22 protein-coding genes and 1 other annotated feature are annotated in these 25721 nt (G+C 49.4%); of the genes, 15 read left to right on the forward strand and 7 right to left on the reverse strand.

Annotated features, from left to right (window positions below; all coding sequences use genetic code 11):
• Positions 1-86: 86 nt before the first annotated feature.
• Positions 87-345, reverse strand: a binding site (T-box leader).
• A gap of 491 nt (positions 346-836) precedes the next feature.
• Complete coding sequence (locus tag EL645_RS31050; RefSeq protein ID WP_246035639.1) at positions 837-1922, forward strand: SIS domain-containing protein; 1086 nt, start codon at positions 837-839, stop codon at positions 1920-1922.
• Between the two features lie 61 nt (positions 1923-1983).
• On the opposite strand, the gene leuD is transcribed toward EL645_RS31050, so the two are convergent.
• Positions 1984-2616: a 3-isopropylmalate dehydratase small subunit gene (gene leuD, locus EL645_RS31055; RefSeq protein WP_126556193.1), complete on the reverse strand. Its 633-nt coding sequence runs from the start codon at positions 2614-2616 to the stop codon at positions 1984-1986.
• Between the two features lie 22 nt (positions 2617-2638).
• The gene (leuC, locus tag EL645_RS31060) at positions 2639-4081 is read right to left on the reverse strand and encodes a 3-isopropylmalate dehydratase large subunit (protein WP_126556196.1); all 1443 of its coding nucleotides are present in this window, start codon (positions 4079-4081) and stop codon (positions 2639-2641) included.
• 196 nt (positions 4082-4277) lie between these two features.
• Between leuC and EL645_RS31065 the strand changes: the two genes are divergently transcribed.
• Entirely contained in the window at positions 4278-5183 is a 906-nt protein-coding gene (locus tag EL645_RS31065; RefSeq protein WP_161977840.1) for a LysR family transcriptional regulator, read from the forward strand.
• 239 nt (positions 5184-5422) lie between these two features.
• On the opposite strand, the gene EL645_RS31070 is transcribed toward EL645_RS31065, so the two are convergent.
• Together EL645_RS31070 and EL645_RS31075 are read right to left on the reverse strand one after the other, a co-directional pair.
• Positions 5423-5998: a hypothetical protein gene (locus EL645_RS31070; protein ID WP_126556201.1), complete on the reverse strand. Its 576-nt coding sequence runs from the start codon at positions 5996-5998 to the stop codon at positions 5423-5425.
• Positions 5999-6410: 412 nt separating this feature from the next.
• On the reverse strand, positions 6411-6962 hold the full coding sequence (locus tag EL645_RS31075) for a hypothetical protein (protein ID WP_126556204.1): 552 nt from the start codon (positions 6960-6962) through the stop codon (positions 6411-6413).
• 188 nt (positions 6963-7150) lie between these two features.
• On the opposite strand from EL645_RS31075, the gene EL645_RS31080 reads away from it, so the two are divergent.
• Positions 7151-7831, forward strand: a complete 681-nt coding sequence (locus tag EL645_RS31080; RefSeq protein WP_126556207.1) for a DUF1345 domain-containing protein — start codon at positions 7151-7153, stop codon at positions 7829-7831.
• Between the two features lie 91 nt (positions 7832-7922).
• Here the strand turns inward: EL645_RS31080 and EL645_RS31085 are convergent, their stop codons facing one another.
• A complete protein-coding gene (locus EL645_RS31085) occupies positions 7923-9608 on the reverse strand; it encodes an NRAMP family divalent metal transporter (RefSeq protein WP_161977841.1) in 1686 nt (561 codons plus the stop codon).
• 762 nt (positions 9609-10370) lie between these two features.
• Between EL645_RS31085 and EL645_RS31090 the strand changes: the two genes are divergently transcribed.
• Positions 10371-10565 carry a helix-turn-helix domain-containing protein gene (locus EL645_RS31090; RefSeq protein ID WP_126556213.1) on the forward strand — a complete coding sequence of 65 codons (195 nt, stop codon included), beginning with the start codon at positions 10371-10373 and terminating at the stop codon, positions 10563-10565.
• Between the two features lie 140 nt (positions 10566-10705).
• On the opposite strand, the gene EL645_RS31095 is transcribed toward EL645_RS31090, so the two are convergent.
• Positions 10706-12391: a serine/threonine protein kinase gene (locus EL645_RS31095; protein ID WP_126556216.1), complete on the reverse strand. Its 1686-nt coding sequence runs from the start codon at positions 12389-12391 to the stop codon at positions 10706-10708.
• 482 nt (positions 12392-12873) lie between these two features.
• Between EL645_RS31095 and EL645_RS31100 the strand changes: the two genes are divergently transcribed.
• The 5 genes from EL645_RS31100 (at position 12874) to EL645_RS31120 (ending at position 17159) form a co-directional block, all read left to right on the forward strand.
• Positions 12874-13317: an SgcJ/EcaC family oxidoreductase gene (locus EL645_RS31100; protein WP_126556219.1), complete on the forward strand. Its 444-nt coding sequence runs from the start codon at positions 12874-12876 to the stop codon at positions 13315-13317.
• Positions 13318-13341: 24 nt separating this feature from the next.
• Positions 13342-14145 carry an SDR family NAD(P)-dependent oxidoreductase gene (locus EL645_RS31105; protein ID WP_126556222.1) on the forward strand — a complete coding sequence of 268 codons (804 nt, stop codon included), beginning with the start codon at positions 13342-13344 and terminating at the stop codon, positions 14143-14145.
• A 153-nt stretch (positions 14146-14298) separates the two neighbouring features.
• Positions 14299-15126 (forward strand): GNAT family N-acetyltransferase, encoded by an 828-nt coding sequence (locus tag EL645_RS31110; RefSeq protein ID WP_126556225.1) that lies wholly within the window; start codon positions 14299-14301, stop codon positions 15124-15126.
• A gap of 236 nt (positions 15127-15362) precedes the next feature.
• Positions 15363-16427 carry an alpha-hydroxy acid oxidase gene (locus tag EL645_RS31115; protein ID WP_126556228.1) on the forward strand — a complete coding sequence of 355 codons (1065 nt, stop codon included), beginning with the start codon at positions 15363-15365 and terminating at the stop codon, positions 16425-16427.
• Between the two features lie 54 nt (positions 16428-16481).
• Positions 16482-17159 (forward strand): HAD-IA family hydrolase, encoded by a 678-nt coding sequence (locus EL645_RS31120; protein ID WP_126556231.1) that lies wholly within the window; start codon positions 16482-16484, stop codon positions 17157-17159.
• An 86-nt stretch (positions 17160-17245) separates the two neighbouring features.
• Here the strand turns inward: EL645_RS31120 and EL645_RS31125 are convergent, their stop codons facing one another.
• Positions 17246-18235 carry an RIO1 family regulatory kinase/ATPase domain-containing protein gene (locus EL645_RS31125; protein WP_126556234.1) on the reverse strand — a complete coding sequence of 330 codons (990 nt, stop codon included), beginning with the start codon at positions 18233-18235 and terminating at the stop codon, positions 17246-17248.
• A 756-nt stretch (positions 18236-18991) separates the two neighbouring features.
• On the opposite strand from EL645_RS31125, the gene EL645_RS31130 reads away from it, so the two are divergent.
• From EL645_RS31130 to EL645_RS31155, 6 genes are all read left to right on the forward strand, one after another.
• Positions 18992-19993 carry a glycoside hydrolase family 76 protein gene (locus EL645_RS31130; protein WP_126556237.1) on the forward strand — a complete coding sequence of 334 codons (1002 nt, stop codon included), beginning with the start codon at positions 18992-18994 and terminating at the stop codon, positions 19991-19993.
• Positions 19994-20959: 966 nt separating this feature from the next.
• A complete protein-coding gene (locus EL645_RS31135) occupies positions 20960-21145 on the forward strand; it encodes a hypothetical protein (RefSeq protein ID WP_126556239.1) in 186 nt (61 codons plus the stop codon).
• A gap of 42 nt (positions 21146-21187) precedes the next feature.
• Positions 21188-21373 carry a hypothetical protein gene (locus tag EL645_RS31140; RefSeq protein ID WP_126556242.1) on the forward strand — a complete coding sequence of 62 codons (186 nt, stop codon included), beginning with the start codon at positions 21188-21190 and terminating at the stop codon, positions 21371-21373.
• Positions 21374-21523: 150 nt separating this feature from the next.
• On the forward strand, positions 21524-23695 hold the full coding sequence (locus tag EL645_RS31145) for a serine/threonine-protein kinase (protein WP_126556245.1): 2172 nt from the start codon (positions 21524-21526) through the stop codon (positions 23693-23695).
• Between the two features lie 22 nt (positions 23696-23717).
• Positions 23718-25280, forward strand: a complete 1563-nt coding sequence (locus EL645_RS31150; protein ID WP_126556248.1) for a serine/threonine-protein kinase — start codon at positions 23718-23720, stop codon at positions 25278-25280.
• Positions 25268-25711: a WD40 repeat domain-containing protein gene (locus tag EL645_RS31155; protein WP_126556251.1), complete on the forward strand. Its 444-nt coding sequence runs from the start codon at positions 25268-25270 to the stop codon at positions 25709-25711. The genes EL645_RS31150 and EL645_RS31155 overlap by 13 nt, the downstream gene beginning before the upstream one ends.
• The last annotated feature ends 10 nt before the right edge of the window (positions 25712-25721 follow it).

Raw genomic sequence — 25721 nt, forward strand, 5'->3', positions numbered from 1 at the left:
TTATAAACCAGATACATAAACACTGTTGCGGAGGACATGATCCATTATCGAGCACTAACGGGCAAGAAAAAAGCGCCCTCCGCCCTGGCAAGGGCGAAAAGTGCGCATAGACCCACTTTCGCGGTACCACCTTGTTCACCATCGCCTCGCGACGACGGCCTTTTGGGTGCCAACACACCCGAACCCTATAACGGGAGTACCCGGAGCCAGCTACTTCCATCGCGTAAGATATTTCACCGGCACGGCTCACAAGGGAGCTTCAGATTGTCTCAGGTACCGACTCGCACCGCACGTCGGCTCTCTGAAATCTCAGCCAATCCTACTTTCCTTGTTCAAGGCCATATACTTATTATTCTTCTATTCACACTTAAAGTACCTGATATGATGCGATTTGTCAAGTATACAAAAACAGGTAGCAGGGCTTTTAAAAAGTCTTTTTTGCCGCCTTCGGCGGCGGGTTGGGAGTGTGGAGCATGTGGTGGGCGGCTGCGGCCGCCCACCACATGCTCCGCACCTGAAAGAATGGGCATCGTCTCGCTTGCTCGTCATCTCCATATTTACAGGAGAGAGGTGGCTGCGGCCGCCCACCACATGCTCCACACCTGAAAGAATGGGCATCGTCTCGCTTGCTCGTCATCTCCATGTTTGCAGGAGAGAGGTGGCTGCGGCCGCCCACCACACACTCTACACAGGAAAGAAGATATGCTCGTGATCTCCCGCAAACATGAAAAAGCTCTGAACAAGTAGTGGTAAGAAGGCAAATATGGGGTTAGGGTAAAAAGTGCTCAAGTCATCTAGACCACTATACCAGAAAATATGGTATAGTAAGAGAGGACATGGAATTATCACAAATACTCTTTACCCATAAGCAGGTCACTGGAGGAGATATGCCATCATTACTGGAGCAAGAGATTTATAGTCAACCCGACGTTATTGCACGATTATTGGACAAAGAGACACAGCATATTCAGCAGATTGTGGCACAGCTGCCCGGCTTTGACTACATCCTGATCGCCGCACGTGGCTCATCAGATCACGCCGCCACGTATGCAAAATACGCCTGGGCAACAATGGCCCGCTATCCCGTTGCTCTGGCCGCCCCATCCTTACAAACGCTGTATGACACCCCTCCCCGTATGAATAATGCCCTGGTAGTTGGCATCTCACAATCCGGGCAATCGCCGGACATTGTGGCGGTGCTAGAAGAAGGCAAACGCCAGGGACGTCCAACCATCGCGATTACCAATGACAGCAACTCCGCACTGGCTAAGGCGGCTGATCATGTGGTAGAGCTACACGCCGGTCAGGAACGCAGCGTCGCCGCGACTAAAACATATACAGCCCAGCTGGCAGTAATGATGCTCTTCGCGGCCAGCTGGAGTGGCGATCAGCAGCGCCTGGGCGAACTCAATCAGATACCGGAGGCAATCAACCAGGCACTGCTGAGTGCATCCGAGATTGCCCAGCGAACAGAGCGCTACCGCTACATGAACCAGTGTGTGGTAGTAGGGCGTGGCTACAACTACGCCACCTCATTCGAGCTGGCCCTCAAATTAAAAGAACTGACCTATGTGATGGCTACAGCCTACTCATCCGCTGACTTCCGGCACGGTCCCATCGCCACCATCGAGGAAGGGCTACCAACGATCCTGACCATGCCAGGCGGCGCGGCCTTCCCCGACATGATCGAACTGGCCAAAGAGCTCCAGAAACGCCAGGCCGAACTACTCATTATTTCTGATGCTGAAGAGGCCCTCAAACTGGCCCAGACACCTTTCACGATCCCAACTGGCGTGCCCGAGTGGTTGAGTCCAATTACCGCCATTATTCCCGGACAGCTCTTTGGGCTGCACTTGACGCTGACCAAGCGCCTGCAACCAGATACCCCACGCGGCCTGAATAAAATTACCCTGACACTTTAAGAGAAAAAACAGAGCAAAAGCCTGGTGACGCTAAATATCACCAGGCCTTTTGCTCTGTTTATTAGCGAGCGATCAGCGAGTTGGAGAAATACCAGGGAGCTTCTTGCTGCCGCTTTTGTTCATAACGGGCAATATCATCGCTCATCTGCAAGGTCCAGCCCACCATATCCAGACCCTTCAACAGGCGTTCTTTGCGGAAGGCATCGATCTCAAAATGGATCACATCCTGGTTGGGGCGTGTGACCGTCTGAGCGGCCAGGTCAATGGCCAGTTGATAGCCAGGGGTAGCCTCAATCTCTGCCAACAAAGCATTGACGGTCTCTTCAGGAATAGCGATCGGGAGAATACTATTGCTGAAACAGTTATTGTAGAAGATATCGGCAAAGCTGGGGGTGATAATGGCGCGGAAACCATATTCGGCCAGGGCCCAGGGAGCATGTTCGCGCGATGAGCCACAGCCAAAGTTATCACCCGCCACCAGGATACTGACCCCTTGATAGCGCGGTGCATTCAAGACAAAGTCAGGATTCGGGGTTTGCGCCTCATCAAGATAGCGCCAGTTAGCAAACAGCGCCTCACCCAGGCCGGTCCGCTTAATCGTTTTTAAGAAGCGAGCTGGCAAGATCTCATCAGTATTAACATTGACACGGTCCAAAGGTAAAACCAGCCCGGTATGTGTGGTAAATGGTTGCATATGTCTTATGAGCTCCTCTTGATTACCATTCGCGGATATCAACAAAATGGCCGGCGATCGCTGCGGCTGCGGCCATAGCCGGACTGACCAGGTGAGTACGTCCACCACGTCCCTGGCGGCCCTCAAAGTTGCGATTACTGGTTGAAGCACAGCGCTCGCCCTCATTCAAACGGTCACCATTCATAGCAATACACATGCTACAACCAGCCTCGCGCCACTCAAAACCGGCCTCGCGGAAGATATCGGCCAGGCCCTCTTCCTCGGCGACACGGCGCACATTTGTTGAACCAGGAACCACCAGCGCACGCACATTTGGAGCCACATGCTTGCCCTTGACATATTGGGCCGCCAGGCGCAGATCATCCAAACGCGAATTCGTACATGAACCAATAAAGACCGTATCCACCTGGATATCAGTAATTTTCTGGCCCGCAGTCAGGCCCATATACTGCAAAGCCCGCTCATAGCTCTGGCGAGCCTGAGGATCGGCCTGTGAGGCGGGATCTGGCACACTGGCACCAATATCGGTCACCATACCAGGATTAATGCCCCAGGTAACTTGAGGGCCCAGACCATCCACATTAATCTCATGGACGGCATCAAAGGCCGCATCAGGATCACTGACCAACTGACGCCAGGCAGCAACCGCCTGCTCGAACAGTTCACCCTTCGGGGCATACGGACGGTCCTTGATATAGGCAAAAGTTGTTTCATCGGGAGCGACCATACCCATACGTGCACCAGCCTCGATAGCCATATTACAGAGCGTCATCCGCCCTTCCATCGACAGCGTCCGAATGGCAGAGCCGCTAAACTCAATCACATAACCGGTTCCCACACCAGTGCCCAACTTGCCGATAATGGCCAGAGCCAGATCCTTAGCCGTCACGCCACTTGAAAGCTTACCCTCAACACGAATATTCATCGTCTTAGGCTTCTCCTGCCAGAGACACTGCGTAGCCAGCACATGCTCAACCTCGCTGGTACCAATACCAAAGGCCAGCGAGCCGAAGGCGCCGTGGGTCGAAGTATGGGAGTCACCACATACAATAGTCATACCCGGCAACGTAATCCCCTGCTCTGGACCGATAATATGCACAATACCCTGGCGAGCATCCTGCATATCAAAAAGAGTCAACCCAAAGTCGCGTGTATTTTGTTCCAGCGTCGCAATCGTGGTCGTAATCGCCGTATCCACAATATCCAGCTTACGGCGCCCCTGAGTCGTTGGAATATTATGATCCAGCACTGCAATCGTGGCATCAGGACGGCGTACAGGCAATCCAGCAGCCCGTAAGCCAGCAAAAGCCTGAGGAGAAGTCACCTCATGCACAAGATGACGATCGATATAGATAAGAGTGGCCTCACCAGGCTGATCTTTTACCACATGGGATTCCCAGATTTTGTCAAACAGGGTTCGTGGATGCCGAGCCTGACCATCCACAGCTTGCTTGTCCGCAACCATATACACCTCTTCTCTTGATTATCAATGTCCTCTAGCAAAATAAGGGCCACAAGGGCCATGCCAACCGCATAAATCATGCCGTTCAATCGTATGCGAGGCAATTATTATGTGAAGTATAATAACACAGAATTGATATGTCTAATACTTATTTTAATTATGCTTGATGCCTACAGGTTATCAATTAAAGGAGAAGAAGTTGGAACTACGTCAGCTTACTTATTTTTTGACGGCCGCCCAGACACAAAATTTCCGTAAAGCTGCAGATATTTGTCTGGTGGCCCAGCCAGCCTTAAGTCGCCAGATCGCAGCCCTCGAAGCAGAGTTGGGTGTAGAATTGTTTCGCCGGATCAAGCAGCGTGTAGTTTTAACAGCGGCGGGACAGGAGTTTGCCACCTATGTACGAGGAGCATTGGATCAATTACAGCAGGGGCAACAGGCCATGGCCCGGCTGCAAGACGGCGAGCACGGTACCATCCACATTGGCAGCATCGAACCACTGACCACGGCATTCTTACCAACCATCTTCCCCATCTTTCACCAGCGCTATCCAAATATCCAGCTCAAAGTACGTGTCGGTCGTACCGACGAACTACTCAAGCTCATCGAACACGGCGAATTAGATCTCGGGCTCATCTTTAATCCCAATGTACATCCAGAAGTCGTAGTAGTGAAGGAACTCTTCCGCCAACCGCTACAGATCATGGTAGCGGCTGATCATCCTCTGGCCCAGCATAAAACACAGCCAGTGACATTCTCGCAGATCCTCCAGGAGCCACTCTTCTTACTAGGAGAGACCTCACGTTTACGGCGTGCCGTCGAACGAGCCTTCGCGGCCCAGGATATTAGCATACAGCCAGTGGTGGAAATTGAATCCCTGGCAGGCCTCAAAGAGCTGGTCAGGCAGGGCAGAGGAGTCACCTTCATGCTCCCTGCCCTGCTCTACACAACTGAGATTAACCGCGACGTGGTACTCCTGCCCATCGCAGGCATGGTGGAAGAATTTGTCTTTGCCCTCGTCTATCACCGTTTCCGCCATATTTCTCAGCCGGCCCGCCAATTTATCAACACAATCATGGATCTGCTAGCAACCGATAACGTCTAGAATGTGTCTTACTCCCATCAGCATGGGAAGTGTTCCGTCCTTGTACGGACGTGCGCTGACGCGCCCGAGCTTTTTTTCTTATGTGGTGCAAAATGTGCGCCCAGCGCACATTTTGCACCACATAAGAAGACTTCTGAGCGCCAAAGGCGTTCAAACGCAGGCGTGAAGATCGCAGAAATCATGAAGATAAGACACATTCTTAGAACACGCGCACAAATATAAGAGATACATGGAACACATTAGAACCAGACATGGACGACAGTGGTTACCACTGGTTGAGTCTGGCCATCCAATACCTCTTTCACGGTCCAAACGGTTCCCTGTGTAGGTAGGCCGACGATAGTTGCATTGTTGGTGCAGCCATAATTGACACGTTCGTTATTAATCACAGAAGTAGCGCCAGTTAAAAAGGTACAGGAGACACCATCAGGGAGTAGCAATACCCAGGGTTGTGCATCTGAACTAGTAGCGGTAGTAACCGGCAAAGCACCAGCCAGGGTGACCTTCAAGCCCCGTACATCGCCAGTTGGACTGGCATCGCAGATCACATAATTGTGCTGAGTAGGGGAACTGAAGCAAGGATCGTAAATGGTATTGACTACAGCACAACGCCAGGTATCCTTGCGCGGAGCTGCCAGAGAGGTTTCCCAGCAGTCAGCAGTTGAAGTAGAGGTAGTACGAATGCCAACAGGAAAAAAATGGGAGACCACAGTGGCCTTAGTATTTGAAGCAGCCGCGCTACTCATCGGTAACAGACAGAGCGCCAGAGCAATACCAATTAAAGCCCAAACAGAGGCACTTTTTGCACGTGTCATGATTGAATGCTCAACTTTCTACATAACATACACACACCTGATCATCACGACAAAGAACCCGCCATAAAACAAGGTTCTGTAGTAAATAACGTCTGAAACAAAAAAAAATCGCAGGAAAGAGAGTGTGGAGCGGATAGGTGGCTGCAATCACCTATCCGCTCCACACTCTCAACAAGAAATGCTAAGAATATGTCTTACGCCCATCATCATGAGAAGCGTGCCACTCTTATACGGACGTGCGCTGGCGCGCCCGACCTTTTTTTCTTGTGTGGTGCAAAATGTGCGCTCGGCGCACATTTTGCACCACACAAGGATACTTCTTGAGCGCCTTTGGCGCTCAAACTCAGGCGTGAAGAGCGCGGTGATCATGAAGATGAGTCACATTCTTAGAAAAATTATTTAATGGTAACGATCAATCATAGGAACGCTTAAAATCCTCTTGCAGGTAATAGGTTGGATCAGCAGGATCAATCAACACAGGTATCTGGGCTCCCTGGGTGGGCAGTTTACTATCCCGCACGCGGCGCGAGAAATGATAGACCTGTCCCGATTGAGGAGAGGTCCATTCCAATTTTAGACGGTATTCATTAACACTAAAAAAACGGCGCGCCCAGCGCCAGATATACACTTCATCAAAGGCCACCACGGTAGCAATGATCTGGCTCCCATAGTAGCGAAACCATTCCTCTTCACGGCTTTGAATGAATGTATCTGTAAAGATAAACAGAAAACCAACCACCAGGGCGCCAGGCAAGATCAATTGCCATGGCATAGCGCTACTAACAATAAAGGCACCCCATGCCGTCTTACTGGCAAGCGCGCCTACCACAAGGATGAACAACAGTAAAAGAACGATACAGATATAGAGCCGAAAAACCCAGCGCTGAAGCATGTAAGCTCTACTAATAGAGAGCCGCTTTTTCTGCTTGTCATAATATTGTTGCTCATCTATATTCTGTTGCATATGATGGTAATAATCTACTTTCTCAAAAAAAGAGATAGCTCGCCTGACTGTATACAGGCGGGCTCTTCAATCGCCTGAGCGAAACTAACACCAACCGAGCAAAATTCATAATTGCTTTTCGAGCATGACACAATTATAATATCTCAAGCAAGAACGTTATAGCGTAGGGAAAAGGTCAACATAGAACCATGGAACAACAGCAGACAGAGCAAAAGTTACCGCCAGCACATAAGCACCTATCAGCCGAACAGCAACTGATAGGGCAAGTCCCCAGGTTACTGGTCTCATTATGTGCTCTATTAATAGGTGTATGTTATTTCTTCCTACCAGATCAATTAAGAATTGGTCCGGGCTGGACGGTGCTGGCCATTGAAGTTATCCTGCTGATACCGCTGTGGCAATTCTGGGTAACAGGACGGGCGATACCACATCGCGTCGCACGGCCACTCAGCCTGACACTGCTAGGCCTTGTCACTATTGCACTCATCATCGAAATGGCTCTGCTTATTACAAAAATCTCCACCTTTAGTAGCGGTTTTAAGCTACTAAGTTCTGCGGCACTACTATGGATAAGCAATATAATGGTGTTTGCATTATGGTATTGGAACATAGATGGTGGAGGTCCTCGTAAGCGGCATATAAATAATCACCAGGCCAGCGACTTTATGTTTCCGCAGCAAGTCAACGGGACGCCCTGGGAAGCACATTTCTTCGATTACCTCTTCGTGGCCTTTACCGGAGCCACCGCCTTCAGTCCAACCGATACCTATCCACTCAGCCGCCCGGCCAAGATACTGATGATGCTGGAAGGACTGATCTCCTTCCTGATTGTGGCCGTTTTAATCAGTCGCGTCGCCAACATCTTCTAGTATTCTAACAGCGCTATGCCATACATCAAATTTAGAAGCGGGCGCGAAGGCCCGCTTCTAAATTTTTAGTTTTTTTGTTAGAGAAACCTCTTTATTGTTGACCTGTCAAAAGTCCATAGAAAAGTATAATAGCTGCAGCAGCCATAATCAAAACGGTCAACACCAATAATAGATTGGAGATCCAACCAAACGTGCGCTGCTGCATAATCTGGCGATTATTACCAACCAGCAAGAGAAACACCACCAGCACCGGAGCCAGCACACCAGAGATGATATTAGCCCATAAAATGAGTTGAATGGGGTCCAGATGACAGAGGGCAAGCACCAGGCTAAGTATCAGGGCACCGGTAAGAATGAGGTAGAAACCCTCGCTCTGCCATGGTTTCTTTGACAAACCTGCTGGCCAGCCAAAAGTACCAGTAACAGCATAAGAAGTACTGGCAAGCAAAACAGGAATCGCAACCAGCCCGGCACCAATTAAGCCAATGGCAAACAGATATTTAGCCGCTGGCCCCATAATAGAAACGAGGGCTAAAGCAGCATCGGCCGCCGTCGCAATCGTCTTATGGTAAGTAAACAGCGTAGTCGCGGTACAAATGATAATACAATATGCAATCAGATTTCCACTCACCACCCCGATACCGATATCCCAGAAAGCCAGGCGTAATTTTTGCTGCATAGTGCCAGGTCGACGCTCCTCTTTCTCTCCTTGCACCTGCCAGTAAATGTTATAAGGTGAGATCGTTGCTCCCAACAGAGCAACCGCACTACTAATGCTCGCAAAGTTGAAATCGATATGCGGTATAAAAGTGTTACTAAGAATAGCGCCCCAATCAGGACGGGCCATAATATCAGTAATAATATAGACAACAAAGCCCAGACTCATAAGAATGAAGATCTTTTTGAGCGTCTCAAAATTGTTAAACACAGTTAGATACCAGAGGACCAGGGCAATGGGGACCACAAACCAGACCCAATTAATATTGGTCAATAGCTGAAAGCCACTACCAATCGCCACCAGATCAGCCGTTATCAAAGCGATATTAGCAATAATCAAAGCCAGCGAAGCGACAACAGCACTGGGACGACCATAATGCTCACGCAGCACCTCTGAAAAGCCTTTTTGCGTCAAGCGGCCTACTTGCGCGCAAGCGTACTGTACCGCCTGATACAGGGGAGTCGAGAGCAACATCAGCCAGAGGTGGCCAAAGCCCACCTGCGCACCATCAACAGAATATGAAGCCACCGCGGACGAATCATTGCCAGCCATGCCAGCCAGAAAACCAGGGCCCAATAGGCGCAACCAGAAAGAAGGGCGCGCTTGAGTGCCAGGAGAAAGAGGCTGAGCATCCACCTGATCATTACCAATCTCGCGCTGGACCTCCATGGCCCGCACACCTTCAACTGTAGGAAGATCCTTCTCAACCTCCCCTAGCAGCGTCTCCTGATGTTCCTCCTCACTCGCCACCTCCTCCAGACCACGGGCATTTAATGTTTCAGCCTCACGCTCATCAATATCCAGCAGCACATGTCCCGATCCACTAGCACTGTTCCGGGCAGGCACAATCTCCTGCACCCGATCGACAGGCACCTCCAACTGCTTTTTAAACACAGCACCTTTTTGAATGATAAGCTTTGTAGTATGCCCCTGCCCATCTCTTATCACATCCTGAACATATGGCTGGCTGATATCCTCTTCCCCTAAATCCTTATCATTTGTCTCTACCAGCATGCCCTTTTCAATTCGCTGCGGCTTCTTATGTTTTCCTCGTGACATATAATAATCCCTCAACCACAATCTTGATTTAAACAGCAGCATAAAGTAGCCCGAATAGAGAACAGAACACATATCCCCTACAGTAAGCCGCATCCTGGTTGTTTAAATCCGCGCATCCAGCATAGTTCCAATTAAAAGGTATAACATTATGCACAAATGCACGCACATTTATGTTACCTTTAGCACGTATTTATAATAAATAGGGACTCAACAATTGTATTTGAAACAAATTTATTGCAGTCATCATGAAAAGCAAGCAAACAGATATAAGCAAGATAAAAATAATATTTTATCCACTATTGCAATAAAAATAATTTATTTGATAGAGTAATTTTATAAATAATATTCCCCTGGCTGACGCATTCTACATAAACTCATTTCGTTTTTATTGCTCCTAGCCGCCAAACAAGAATAGCCTGATAGTATGGCGCGCGTCACTTATTTCCCAAGTCACACGTATACATATATGTATATACACAAGCCTGTAAACTATTAGTCTTAATGACGGACAAAAGAAATTTTATCAGCGGTGCCGTTATTGTTCAGAATATTGCAAAACAAAAATTCTGTAACATAGAAACGCTAAGAAATATATTTCCATAGATAGGTCTTTACAAATGTCATTACTTGATATACAATATAATGACAAATACAACACAGTTTATTCATTGGCAGGCATTTTTATAACTCATTCTGTTAATGAATAAAGCACCGTTTTGAGACGGTATCCAAATAATAGAATTAAAAAAGGAGAAACACCACATGAGCGAGCTATTAACTGTATCGGAAGTTGCAAATATTCTAAGGGTAGACGACACTACCGTTCGTCGCTGGGTGAAACAGGGTGCCCTGGAAGCAATCATTCTGCCCCACGTGAATGAGCGGCAGGCCTATCGCATCAAACGCGAGACCCTGAACAAGCTGCTGACCGGTGAGTCTGAACTCACACATGCCTAGTTTGCACAAGGTACGTACGTATGGTCAACGATTCATGCGTACGTATAAAGAAATGAGCGGACTCCCCGTCGGGGGATTCGCTCATTTCTTTATGACTTGAAGTAGTAATGGTAGCCTCAAGTAAACATACAAACAAAGACTTAGCAGCGCTGCAGCGTCTGCGCAAACAGGGCCACCGAGCCAAAGCGGTCAGCTGGTTTTTTTGCCAGGGCCGCCGCAAGGACCGCGTTGACAGAAGCAGGCACTTTAGGATTCAGCGTTGTGACTGGCTGAGGATTTTTTGTGGTATGCAAGATCTTCATCACGTGCTCGGTTGTGCCTTGAAACGGAGGACGTCCGGTCAACAACTCATAAGTAATGGCGGCAAGCCCATACTGATCTGAGGCTGGATAGACAGCGCCATCCCAACGTTCCGGGGCCATGTAGGGAAATCCTTCAGGTAGCTTTGAAAAGTATGATCCATCCTGGACGACAGAAAAATCCGCCAGGGCCACCTCTAACTTAGCCATGCGCTTATTCTGATTGAGGACGAGGATATTTGTTAACTTAAAATTCTGGTAGGTTACTTGATAGTTATGGGCGAACTGTAGTGCATCAGCCAGTTGGAGGATCACAGGTAAAATATCCTTCAACGCAAAAGGGCTACCGCCTCCGTTGCGGCGTATCCAATTGGCCAGCGAACCCTCAGCGCAAAAGGGCATGTTTTTATAGATAAAATTAGTGCCACTAATATACGACTTACCACAATTCATCACAGGTAAAATATGAGGATGTTGCAAAGGCCCCAGCAGCTCTGCCTCCTGTTGAAAAACAGTAACCTCCTCGACAGAATCCTTCATCACATAAAACGGCACCATATCCACCTGAATTGCTTTCAGAGCGCTTTCCTGCTCACGTAAACGATCATAGGTACGATACACCTCACTATACACGCTACTACCTAAACGAGCACGTACCTGATAGCGACCCAGGCTCTGCCCATCCAGATACACCTTTTCTTTCTTCGGCGCTTCAACTTTTTCGAGCTGAGGCTCAAGTTTAAGCTCTTTAGAAACAGGTGGTTCCGTATGTACAGAATGCATAGAAGGAAAATTCGAGCCCGAGTTAGAAATAGCCTGCTCGTTCTGTGGTCTGGTTGCAGCCGAAAATTCGCCAGCAGGATTGGAAACGCGCGAGACGGGGCCACGTCCCTGAGGAAAAGCCGGGTTGCCAGGCAATGGGCCACTCTGATATGGAGATACCGGGGAAGAAGAAATATCGCCAGCATTAGGCCAGGTAGGCTGACTACCGGTCCCTTTTTGCTCGCCCGCTCGATTATTCAAAGGCCTGGTGGTATTGGCAAAAGAGGGGCGAGATGATGGAAGATTTCCGCTGGACGAAGGGAGAAACTCGCCAGAGCCAGAAGAACCGAAAGCAGCCGGGCGTGAATCCTGCAAACGGATCATCAAAGGCTCCCAATCATAGCGCTGCATCAACTGCTGCACCAGGCGATTCACAAATAAACGATTTGATCCATCATCTTGTCCAAGGACAATGGCCAGGGGCAAACAACTACCACGCAGGAAGGCCGTAAAAGCGTCCAGCTCATTAAACATGATAACAGGCCGATATCCAACAGCCGTCAGCAAGCCACCTATATATTGAGCACGCTCCTGGTATGCATCAATAATTAATACAGTCAGAGCGTTGCGAACAACAATCTCCCTTGATGTTTTCGTCGCTAGAGGCTGTCTTAGCCTTTGCTGCAAGAGCTTGAGGAAAGAATTCAAAACTTGATCCGGTTGATCAAAAGAAAACGCGATTTCATGCATTACAGTATTGGCCATAGACAATTTCCTATTTTACACCCTTAAAAGGCGTCTAGTGCTGAAAAAAATACAACACGATCGCGCTAAGAAGACATGCCCCTTTATACCTTATATAACGAACAACTTCAAGCGTATAACGTGAAAAGCACATTGCATGGAAAATACGTATAGTATTCCTAAGCTACATGGTACACCATAAAACAGAGCAAAACGCCCTATTAATAGATACTTCAAATTTATTATAAAAAGAAATGTCTTTTTATAAGACCAATATCATACATTCCTGGTGATAAGGTCGATGGCAGAAAAGCGTTCCTGGACCTTTACATCATGCCTAAGTGTTAATACATTAACATATGTTAATGTAGACATTCAAGGGTGTAAAGCCTATCTTTTTTAACTAGTGTAGACGATAGATATTGAGTATACTGTTTCTATATATCTATGAACACACATTTTCTGAATGACCTGCAATACAGCCGCGCTTGCGGGGAGGGCACATGATGGTAAATCAAGCCAATGCAGATACAGCTATAGTTAAACAAGTGGTTGAGAAACTTACAAGTGCATGGAACAGACACAACGAAGAGGAACTGGCAGAGCTCTTTCGTGAGAATGGAGAATTTACCGATGTGACAGGCCAACTGATGGCTGGCAGAACTGAAATAGAGCGCCTACACCAGATCCCCTTTACAACAACGTTAAAGCATGCCATCCTTAGCATAAAAGAGGTACGCACGACCTGGATTACACCTGGGATCGCGTCGGTAGATATTAATTGGACCACGACCGGACATCAGACAGCAAGCGAGCAGCCATTGCCACCAAGAAGTGGCTTGATGAATCTCATCCTGGTCCAGCAAGACGACCAATGGTTGATCGCGGTCGGGCACAGTTTTGATTTCACGGCTACCTATCGCCGGGGCGAGTCCGTGAAATCCTGATAAAACGTCTAAAGGGATATATTATTGGAGCAACAAAGTATCGCCAGCCTGTTTGATCTACATGGAAAAACCGCGCTGGTTACGGGAGGCGCGCTTGGCATTGGCCAGGCTATTGCCCGCCGGCTCGCGGAAGCCGGTGCGGCCATTATGCTGGTCGATATTAATCTGGCAGCCGCTCAGGCAACCGCGCAAGAGATTAAAGCGCGCTCTGGTCAGGCAGAGGCCATTTATGGCAATGTAAGCGAGATAGAGACCATCGATGGCATACTCCACACAACGCTAAAAACCTTTGGCAGCCTGGATATCCTGGTCAATAACGTCGGGATTTATCCTTTTTCCTCGGCATTAGAGACCACCGAAGCAACCTGGGATCAAGTGTTTGACATTAATCTCAAAGGAACTTTTTTCTATGCCCAGAAGGCGGCCAGGCATATGTTACAAGCAGGGCATGGTGGTCGCATCATCAACATATCATCGATCGATGGGCTAACCCCGACCAGATACTTAAGCCATTATGGTGCATCCAAGAGTGGTATCATCGCCCTCACCAAAGCGCTAGCCCTCGAGTTAGGTCCTCACAACATTACAGTCAACACCATCGCGCCTGGAGAAATCGTTACGCCGGGCACCTCCTCAGTCTCCACCGCTACGCTAGAGACAGCTGGCGTCACCGACATGAATAGCAATGCCTTTCTGCAACAAATTCCACTGGGACGCCTGGGCGAACCCGATGATATCGCCAAAGTCGCCCTCTTCCTCGCCAGTAGTGCCGCTGATTATATGACTGGCAGCCTGCTCCTCGTAGATGGAGGCTATTTACTGACCTGATGTATAGCCTTGCCACATTCTCAGGTTTAACAGATGCTACGCCGCGAAAAAATGTGGCCACCCTTGCTAGTACAGAAAACAGCATGGTAGGATGAACAGAAATACACATCACATTGCCCATAATATAAAGAGCCTAATCTAAAGGACAGCTAGATGAGCATTAGCAGTAATATCCTCCGCCAGACATCTTATCCCGGGATCATTACGGCCATGGAAAACAACCTGGTTGAATTTATTATGTATTGTAGTTGTATCCCTGGCGCACAAGCCTATCACAGCAGCGATCATATTGCCGCCATCACCGGAATACCACAGCCATCCCTCAATGTTGTCATGCGCACACAGATGGACGAGCAAACAATTCTAGCCAGAATACAAGAGGTCATGACGCCATTCAAAGTACGGCAAGTGCCAATGCTGTGGTGGATTTTTCCAGGCACCCGGCCGGCCAATCTGGGCCAATACTTAAAAAAAAGCGGATTGCAATACAATGGGTCAGAGCCCGGGATGGCGCTGGAGCTCTCCCACTTACCAGCGGCCCTCCCTCAAATCGAGGGCTTCAGCATTGAAGAAGTTGAGAGCGCCGCCGCGTTAGAAGAATGGATACATGTCTCAGCCATAGCCTTTGGAGGCGCGGCAGCCAGCATCGATCCAGAATATGTCCGCTTTGAACAATGCCTGGGCTGGGGAAAAGATCTTCCCAGCCGACGTTTCCTTGGACGGCTTGATGGCAAGGCGGTCGCGACCTCCTCAATTTTTCTTGGCGCAGGGATCGCGGGACTATTTTCCGTTGGGACCCTACCAGAAGTGCGAGGGCGCGGCATTGGCACTGCTATTTCAATGGCCCCTCTATCAGTTGCCCGGGCTTTAGGATACAATATTGGTGTATTGCAAGCATCACCCGCTGGCTACAGCGTTTATAGTAGGATTGGTTTTCGCGAATGTTGCCAGATCCAGACCTATCTCTGGTCCCCACAATAATTGGTGTTCTGATGTAACGAGCCGAAAGCCGAAACAACCATAGTATAGTATTAAAAAGCAATCGTAAACGCCGCTTGGACGCGGCTAGCTCCGCTGCCACTGACTCAACCATTCAACTTGAGCAGTTATGAGGAAATGGGAGCGCTTGCCAGGCAGCTGCGCTCATACGATTGAACGGCATAGTATAAGAAAATATATATTGCTGGTCAGAGCGTTCAAGCATACAGGAGTGTAGGATGCAACCAATCAATGTGCATGATTATGAAGTACTCGCCCAGACGCAACTGGCCCGACCTATCTGGGATTATTATCAGGGAGGAAGCGAGGATGAAATCTCGCTCCGCACCAATCGCACAGCCTTTGCCCAACTACGCCTGCGCCCACGCGTTCTGGTTGATGTCAGCAACAGTAACCTTAAGACATCCGTACTAAACACAGAGATTGACATGCCAATTCTGGTCGCACCAACCGCCGCACATAGCATGGCCCATTCAGATGGCGAGTGCGCCACCATACGTGGTGCAGATGCGGCAGGTAGTGGTATGATTGTCAGCAACGATGCTTCATTTAGCATGGAGGAGATTGCCAGGGCCAGCCAGGGATTACGCTGGTATCAGCTCTATATCCATACCCTGAATGAGGCGCAGCAACTGATCAAGCGTGCGGAGGCAGCCGGTTACCAGGCCATTGTCCTGACCGTAGATACACCGCTTCTATCCAACCGCGAGCGCGATAAACGCAACGCGATGGGAAATTTCCAGAAAAAATATTATCCAGGAGCATTTTCTGGCAACGCCCGGCATACAATAAACGGTAGCCTGGACAATAGCGAACGAGCAGCGTATGCAGGCCATACGCTGACCTGGGATACAATAGCCTGGATGCGCACGCATACCAGCCTGCCAATTATACTCAAAGGCATCTTAACCGCTGAAGATGCCACGCTGGCGGTCCAACATCAGGTGGCCGGTATTGTAGTCTCAAATCATGGCGGAAGGCAGCTGGATGGGACGATCGCTCCCATCGAAGCCTTACCAGAGATCGTCGCCGTGGCCGCGCAACATTGTGAAATCTATCTCGACGGTGGTATCAGGCGCGGAACCGATATTTTGAAGGCACTGGCCCTGGGAGCACAGGCCGTCCTGATCGGAAGACCAATTTTATGGGGGCTCACAGTTCAAGGTTCCGAAGGGGTAAGACATATACTGGAGATCTTACAAAAAGAACTTCAATCTGCTATGATCCTGGCAGGTTGTCCCTCAATCAAACAAATCTCACGTTCACTTATTCAATGGACATAAATAAACACCAAAAATAGCCCAGACATAGAAAGGATTTCCTAAGTACATTTACTTATGACAAAGAAAAAAGATTATAGCAAGGTTCTAATCTGTCGCATACTCCTATTTGATTTGGATGGTGTCCTGGTAGATTCAATTGCTAATGTAGAACGCCATTGGAGTGATTGGGCCAAGCGACACCAGTTGGATGTTCAGCAGGTGCTGGGTACGATTCATGGGCGCCGCACAATCGATACTATTCGCCAGGTGGCACCAAAATTACCAGCCGAAATAGAAGCACGCTACCTGGACGATATCCAGACCCTGGATACCAAAGAGGTGGCCGCCACAGCGGGGGCAGCAGAGCTACTGGCACAACTCGCACCCGAGCAATGGGCAGTCGTAACCTCAGGGCCAGCCACCCTGGCCAGGGCACGTCTGAAGGCCGCGGGGTTACCCATGCCACGCCTGCTGATTTCAGGCAACGACGTCAAGCAAGGCAAACCTCATCCCGAAGGCTATCTCAAAGGGGCAGAGCTGATGCAAGCAGAGCCAGAAGAATGCCTGGTAATCGAAGATTCATTGCCTGGGATCGAGGCCGCGCACGCAGCCCACATACCAGCCATCGCCGTAGGCACCACCCATCCACGCAACGAGCTAAAAAACGCGGAACTATGGATACCCTCCCTCAAATTGCTGAGTATCATCGACACAGAAGAGGATGATGAGATTGCCCTGGCAGTCTCAGAATAACAGGCGTTATTCATCAGCTGGAAGACAGGTTACTCAAAGTATGCTTTGTATACTTTGAGTAACCTGTCTTCGTTGTATTCAAGCTATCAGACGATATCCTCAGTACGGCCCCCCATATGGCGCGTCCATAGTTCAGCCGCTAGCTGGTGGGCATCGCGCTCCAGACCATAGCGCTCAAAGTACTGGCACACACGCTCAATATCGCGGGCAAAAATCGGAAACACCTCATCGTGTGAGGTATCCACTGCCTGGGCAAAGTCAATAATAGTGACCGCCCCCTGCCAGTATAGGATATTGTATTCCGAGAGGTCGCCATGGATACGACCGTTGACCAGGCTCAATTCGATGTCAGCCAACAAACATTCAAACAAGGGCTCAACCTCAGCCGCATCGAGCTTTACATCGCGCAATAGTGGCGCGGCATTACCCTCGGTGCCAACATATTCCATCAGGACCGCGTTACCGACATAAGCCAGTGGGCGCGGGACATGGACACCGGCCTGAAAAAGCTTGCGCTGCGTATCAAACTCATACTCAATCCATGAAGTCACACGGGCCGCATGACCACGGGCTGTTTTACGAGCCACACCACGCAATCGATTATCCCCATGCACCACACGCCCCTGCTCATCGCGTTGGGTACGATTATTGCGATAGTCGGCATCATTTTTAAGGCTGCGGAACATACGCGGGCGATAGACCTTCACGGCCAGGTAATCTAAACCGGTATCGGGATGGGCCGAGCAACAGAAGACGGTCGCTTCCTTACCACTCTTAACCACATGTAGAATATCCAGGATCAACTCCTGATCGTACAGAGGAGTCAACGAAGACAGAATCCAGGGCGCATCCCGCTGTGAAGAGAGGAAAGTGGGATTAAAGGCAGCCGGTTGGCTAACCTCGACACCCTGCTCTTTAAGCCAGCGCTGAACATCAGCATTGCTCTCATAGCTGGTCTTCTTAGCCTGCTTAACCCGCACCTCGGGGCGGCGTATAGGCTCCCAGCGCACCGGCCTCTCCGCTTCCTCTCTATCTAGATCATCCTGATAGTCATTTTTTGAAATCTTTTTTACCATAACCCATACTCCTTTTCCCTGACCAGAAACACATTGACAGCAACTTCATAACAGCAGACGGCGGCGGCTGAGCGCAGAGAGAGCGTGCGCCCACAAAAAACATGCATTGTTTATCCTCTATACCTATCAGGCAGGTGAATAATCGAACCAGGAGCAGATTGATGTGCCATGACGATGATTTTCAGCGCCAGTTCAGGCGCAAAAAAGTAAACATTTGTCATGCAAGGCCGGGGGAATGGAGTTGCCACAAAGACAGCAAAGCCACGGCACACACCAGAGAAGCTGTACCTGTGGTCTACTGCTCACGAAAAAACCACAGGTGGTAAGTGCGCCAGTGGTCCATCAAGTAGCGTATATGTGACACAGTAAGATAGCAAACATCTGCGCAAGGCACAAAACGTCCCTATCTCCGCGTCATCTCAAGGGGAAATGGATGAATGATGGTGATAAGATGCACTTACCTCCGGGCAAGTTCCAGCCCCACGGCCAGAAATGCAAGCCCGAAACGAGCGGAGGGTGTAGTTGTAGTATTAAAAAGTGTCATTTTTACCTCCTTTGAGTGCATTGATATAGTCAGGAGTGTACCATTCTCTTTTTACTGTGTCAAGCTAAATAGCTACGCGATCAACATAACGAGAAAAATCCAAAGGAATCGCTATCCTGTGCATCACAATGAAACCAGTGAGACACTATAGCGTGAAAAGAAGACAGGCATAGCATTATAAAGTTGAGTTAGATGCAGAAAGCAGGGACACAATGTATAATTATCGCGCGCATGTAGAGGGTGGACTGCAGACATTGCAGCAATGGTACAATCCCGACCAGTGCCTCTGGGATAGCACAGGTTGGTGGAATGCCGCCAATATCCTGTGGGCGATCTCTGACTACCAGGCCCGTACCAACAGCACGTTGTATGCAAATACGATCCAGGAAATCTTTCAGAAGCATAGTGGTGGAAATTTTATTAATGACTACTATGATGATGAGGGCTGGTGGGCCCTGGCCTGGATCAAAGCATATGATCTGACGGGACAGATTCAGTACTTGAATATGGCCCGTACCATCTTCCTGGACATGGAAGGCGGCTGGGATAACCACTGTGGAGGCGGGATCTGGTGGTCCAAGGAACGTAGCTACAAAAATGCGATCGCCAACGAGCTTTACTTTACCATTGCTGCCCACCTGCACCAACGGGTTACCCATGAAGATGAGCGCGCCTATTACTTTGAGCGTGCCTATCAAGGCTGGATCTGGTTCTGGCACAGCGGAATGATCAATCGCTATAACCTGGTCAATGATGGCTTAAATGAATTTTGCCAGAATAACGGCGGCGTCACCTGGACATATAATCAAGGCGTGATCCTGGGTGGCTTAACAGAGATGTATCGCATCACCCGAGACGAGGCTTATCGCGATATGGCTGAATTGATCGCGGATGCAGCCATTAGCACGCTGGTTGATCGCTATGGTATTTTACAGGAGCCGTGCGAGTCAGGTGATTGCGGAGCGGACGGGCCGCAATTTAAAGGCATCTTTATACGCAATCTGGCCACACTCTACGAAGTGCTACCCAAACCAGCCTACCAGCAATTTATGCTAAACAATGCCCGGGCCATCGTCGCGAACAATCCAGCTGGCAACTATCAATTTGGCCTCAAATGGTCAGAGCCCGTAGACAATAGCGATGCGGCACGCCAATGTTCAGCCCTGGATGCCCTGCTAGCGGCCATGTCAGTGGAAAGCGTGGAAAGCCTTTAAAATATGATTAACGCCAGCGCTGGCCGTTTTTTCACGTTATCCAGCCAACGCCAACCATGGCCTGCTAAGCCAGTAACAACATCTTTCAGCGTTTGCTCCCATTCTTCCATGTATGACCGCAAACAGAAAATCACTTATGTAAATGAATGTAACGACATTTTGTTCCATTTTTGTAATATTTGTAATATTTGTCCGTAATCAGCTTGACAATGGTCCTGCTTTATGCTATCTTTGTATTGTAAAACATCGACAAAGATGATTCTGCTACTTTTGATTATCAAGATAGAAAGAGACGGAGGGACCACATGAAGGCATCAATGCTTTTTGACTGTCGCACCACGTCTGTCTTGATATCCCATCACTTATACCTCTTTACTGAAAGATGTCTGGCAGACCTGAGTGGTAAAGGCATCTATCAAAGTGGCGCGTATCAGCCGAACCTATAAGTATCAACCAGATCTATAAGAAGGTGACCAGCGCCAATCTCTCGTGTCTTTGCTTCGTGTGACGGCCTGAATGAGGCCTGAAGCAATTTTTCCCTTTTTTCGTTTTTCAGTAACAAATTTAAACGCTACAGCGCTCGCTGCTGAGCACGCAGTTATGATCGTACATTGATAGCTGTTTTGTGCTGCATTAGAGCCATAGCATAAATCAATAATCGTATGCAATTTTTGCACTTTATATGCACTATAAGTGTATGTAGCTGGCTTTTTGTGCTCATTTTGACATGCTTACCCCCGCATGCAAAAAAGGGTCACGGGGGAGGAAAATGACGATGAATATGCGAGAAATGCTCGAAAAATTACCGCTTTTGAGCTGGCGATTCGGAATAGATTAGTAGAACAGTGAAGTCGAGAAATTAAAGAGCAACGAAGTCGTAAGAGCTGCGACCGCCCCGCCAGACAAGAAAATGTCGCGCTGATATGTTGAGCGGCATGATGCCACAAGTGAGAATGAGGTGAATATATGATACAGTTCAAGAAGGGTATGATGGTCTTCAATCAGGTTGAGCAGACAACAGATCTGAAGTTGGGTCAGATTGCTCAGCAGCGTGTTGTATTGACCACACGAGTACAGCAGGCCCAGCAGAACAATGGTCGTATGTTCAAGAAGGGTATGATGGTCGGTTCAACCGTCAAGGGATTGTGCTAGAAGCGCGTCGTTCAACAATCATTCAGGCTGAGAGGTGAAAGTATGGTACAGTTCAAAAAGGGTATGATGATCTTTAAGCAGATCGAGCAAGACGCCGATCTGAAGTTGGGTCAGGCTGCTCAGCAACGTGTCGTACTTACCACACGCATGCAGCAGCCACAGGAGACCCGCGGTCGTATGTTCAAAAAAGGTATGATGGTTGGTGTAGCCACCAAAGAGTGGTGCTAAACCTGCTGTAGGATAAAATAAAAGTAGATAGATAGAACCCCGTATCGCTCATGTGATACGGGGTTCTATCTATCTACAATAATTTTCTGCAATAAATCATAGCAAGCTACGTTTATCTACTGAAGAGACAGGTTTACAGAAGGGTCGCATATGCTTAATTATACAGGCAAGCAACTGGGCAACTATTATATACAGGATCTACTAGGTGAAGGTGGCTTTGCCCAGGTATATCGTGGCGAGCATATCTATCTGCAAAAAACCGCGGCCATCAAAGTATTGTTAACATATCTATCCGAGAAAGATTTAGAGAGATTTCTGCGCGAGGCGCAACTTATCGCCCACTTACACCATCCTCAAATGGTGCGCGTACAAGAGTTTGGTATTGATGAAGAGACACAGACCCCGTTCCTGGTGATGACCTATGCTCCCAACGGGACATTACGCACGCGGCATCCCAAGGGGAGTCGCGTACCACTAGAGGCGGTCGTCGCGTATGTCAGGCAAATGGCCTCAGCGTTGCAATACGCCCATGAACAAAAACTGATCCACCGCGACGTCAAACCAGAGAATATGCTGATTGGACGTAACAATGAGATCCTGTTGAGTGATTTCGGCATCGCGACTGTTGATCGCAGCACTATTTCGCGCAGCGGCAACGAGGTAGCAGGGACCGTCTCTTATATGGCCCCCGAACAGATTCATGGCCACCCACGACCGGCCAGTGATCAATATGCGCTGGGGATCGTCGCCTATGAATGGCTCTGTGGAGAACATCCATTTAAAGCCGACCACTTGATGCAAATGGTGGCGCAGCATTTAACCGCAGAGCCGCCACCCCTCAGCCAAAAATTGCCCATCATTTCACCCCACATAGAACAGGTCATCATGCAAACGCTGGCCAAAGAAGCAGCCCAACGCTATCCATCCATCAGCGAGTTCGCGACAGCGCTTGAAGATGCATACCTGAGGACAACGACGATCAGCAGACAGTACACAGGATCAGAGCTGGCTGCGCGACACTTAACAACTGCAACAAACGATACACCCATCACATATAACACATATCTTGATCCAGCCAATGCGCTTTCAACCGCTGCAGGCGCAGGCGCGAGCCAGAGCACCATGGAACTGGCCATGGCGCAAGCCATTACAACCCCATCACAGTTACCAGATTTAAAACCAACCAGATCCAAACAACCTACCAGCCACCTCTCGCGCCGCACCGTGACCGCCGGACTGGCAGGACTCCTCGGACTTACTACACTGGGCGGAGGAGGGTTAATCTGGTATCTACATTCACCGTCTAATGCGCCCAAACCCGCTAAACCGGCGGCACCAGTCGTCATACCAACCCGATCACAGGGTAGCACGCTGCTCACCTATACAGGACATACTGACATAGTAACCGGCCTGAGCTGGTCGCCGGACAATCATTTCATCGCTTCTTCAAGTCATGATAAAACGGTCCAGGTCTGGTCAGTACTGAATGAGCCAGCTCTGCGCAGCTATATTTACAACGCACACAAGGAACCTGTGAATGCCGTGGCGTGGGCACCCAATGGCAAGAGCATCGCCTCACTCAGTCAAAGCGAAACAGCGCGGGTCTGGCAAACACCTGAAGAAGCGGGCAACGGAAATGGTCGGACCATCTACACCATGTCCAGGCCCACCACACCAAACACGCTCAACACCAGCGCAACATCAACCATGCTGGCCTGGTCGCCAGATAGTCAACGCCTGGCGGCTAATAATAACAGTAATAACCTGGAAGCACGCGCCTGGGATGCCACAACGGGAGAACGCATCATTGAATATCCCGACCCAACCCAGAGCGCAGCACCAGCGACCAATGCCATTGCCTGGTCTCCCAATGGACAATACCTGGTCTCCAGCGTTTTACATACGCTTGTCTGGGATGTAGAACACGTCACCGCTATTACCAGTTATCAGGGGCATAATTTTGATTCAGTTAAATTTGACATTCCCGCACTCGCCTGGTCGCCCGATAGCAAGCGTATCGCTTCTGGTTGTACAGATAAAACCGTGCAGGTATGGGATGCCCTCAGTGGCCAGACCTACTTGACCTATAAAGGGCATAGCGCTACGGTCAACGCGGTAGCCTGGTCTCCCGATGGAAAATATCTCGCTTCAGCCAGTGATGACAAGACGGTGCAAATCTGGGAGGCCGCGACAGGCCAACATCTATTCACGTATCTCCAACACCGGGCTCCTGTTATGGCCCTGGCCTGGTCTCCAGATAATCAGCATATCGTTTCAGGCGGAGCAGATAAACATGTAATGTTATGGCAAGCGACACAATGAGTGTATAAAGGGGTGCCAGCCAATGCCCGAGCAGATAGAACCAGTCAGACCACCGGCCATACAATTCGGCAACTATCGCTTACTTACAGTATTATTAACCAACCAGGATGCTATTTTTTACCTGGCGGAACACATTTATCTAAACACACAGGCCATTATCAAACACTTCCAGGTGCATCTCCCCAAGGCCGACCAGGAACAATTTATAACCGAAGCGGCAGCTATCGCACGTCTAAGCCATCCCTCAATCCTGCGCAGCATGGAATTTGGAGTAGTAGAGACCACTCCATTTCTGGTCATGCCTAATATAGTGACCGGCACCTTACGCCAGCGCCATCCCGCTGGCTCGCGTCTCCCCTTGCCGATGATCCTGAGCTATATTAAGCCGCTCGCAGATGCCCTGGACTACAGTCATCAACAACAGATACTCCACCGAGATATCCAGCCCACCAACTTCTGGCTGGACCACCACGGAAATGTACTGCTCAGCAATTTTCGCCTCACACTTTTATCACACAACTCGCATTCACAAAGTGTTACCGACATGCTCCAAACGGTGGCGTACATGGCCCCTGAACAGATCCAGGGCCAGGCGGGCCCGGCCAGCGATCAATATGCCCTGGCACTGATCGTCTATGAATGGCTATGCGGCACACTGCCCTTTTCGAGTAACGATTATATTGAACTAGCCCAACAGCAAATAAAGCAACCACCACCCGCATTGAGTAGCCGCCTGCCCGAACTGAGCCCCGCCATCGAACAGGTACTATTAAAAGCACTCGCCAAAGATCCTGCAGAGCGCTTCCCTTCTGCCAGCATCTTTGTTGAAATGTTAGAAAAAGGTAGTATCACCCAATCCCTGCAAAGCTTTAACAAAAACTATAAGAAGATCATGGGCAATGTAGAACCTGCGACTGATACACGCCGCCTGGGAAGGCGTCGCGTGGCTCTTAGCTTGCTTGGATTAGGCGGTCTGACACTGGCGGCCAGCGGAGGTCTTCTATACTGGCAAACACAACAGCAACCAGCTAAACCTGTAGAGCGCAAAAAATCGCTTCCCCCGCCAGCACAACCTCGCATCGGGACGCATCTCTTTACGTACAACAAACATAGCGATACCGTTTATGCGGTCGCCTGGTCAAAAGATGGCCAGCAGATCGCATCCTGGAGCCGCGATCAGAGCATGCGGATATGGAATGCGATCACACACCAGGATATCAAAAAATATCAAGTGGTCAATGTCCTGGCCTGGTCGCCAGATTGGCGCTACTTAGCCACCGGGCGAGCGAGCTATTTTGAGCTATGGGAACTCAGTACGAGCAAACCAGTGCTGGCCAGAGAAACAATACTGACCGGAGCAGGCGGACCACCAGATGATCCGGCCAATGAATTCTTCCAGTGGTCCCCTGATGGAAACTACATCGCATCAAGTAGCGATAAAGTTATTGCCTGGAACATGACCAATCTAACCGAGCTATTCACACATGCACCTGGTTCCATCAGCTGGGCCCCGATAGTAAACGACTCGCCATTGGACCTGACAGCTTTCAGGACCCCAATCAGCCAGCTGAGGTGCAAATCATAGACATACCCACCGACAAGCAGCTAGCCAGCTACCCGGTAAATAATGGTGTCTCCGCGCTGGCCTGGTCCCCCAATGGGGTATATCTCGCAACCAGTAACGGGGATATCTTTCACGCCCTGACCGGCAAAATCTTTACCAGCTACAAAGGGTCAATCAAAAAACCAATCACGACCATCTGGTCACCCGATAGTAAGCTGATTGCCTCGTACGAGGGCTCACACTACCTGTCGAAATACGTCACCGACCCGAACTTTGTCGACACAGGCAAAGACGCGACCATCCATGTCTGGGACATCACCACAGGACAGGATATCTTTGTCTATCAAGGCCATCAACGTCCCGTCTCCTTTGCAGCCTGGTCTCCCGACGGCACAAAGATAGCCAGCGCCAGCCTGGATACGACCGTTCAGATCTGGCAAGCCGCCCGCTAAAACAGAGAGG

The organism is Dictyobacter kobayashii (assembly GCF_003967555.1).
Taxonomy (GTDB): Bacteria; Chloroflexota; Ktedonobacteria; order Ktedonobacterales; family Ktedonobacteraceae; genus Dictyobacter; species Dictyobacter kobayashii.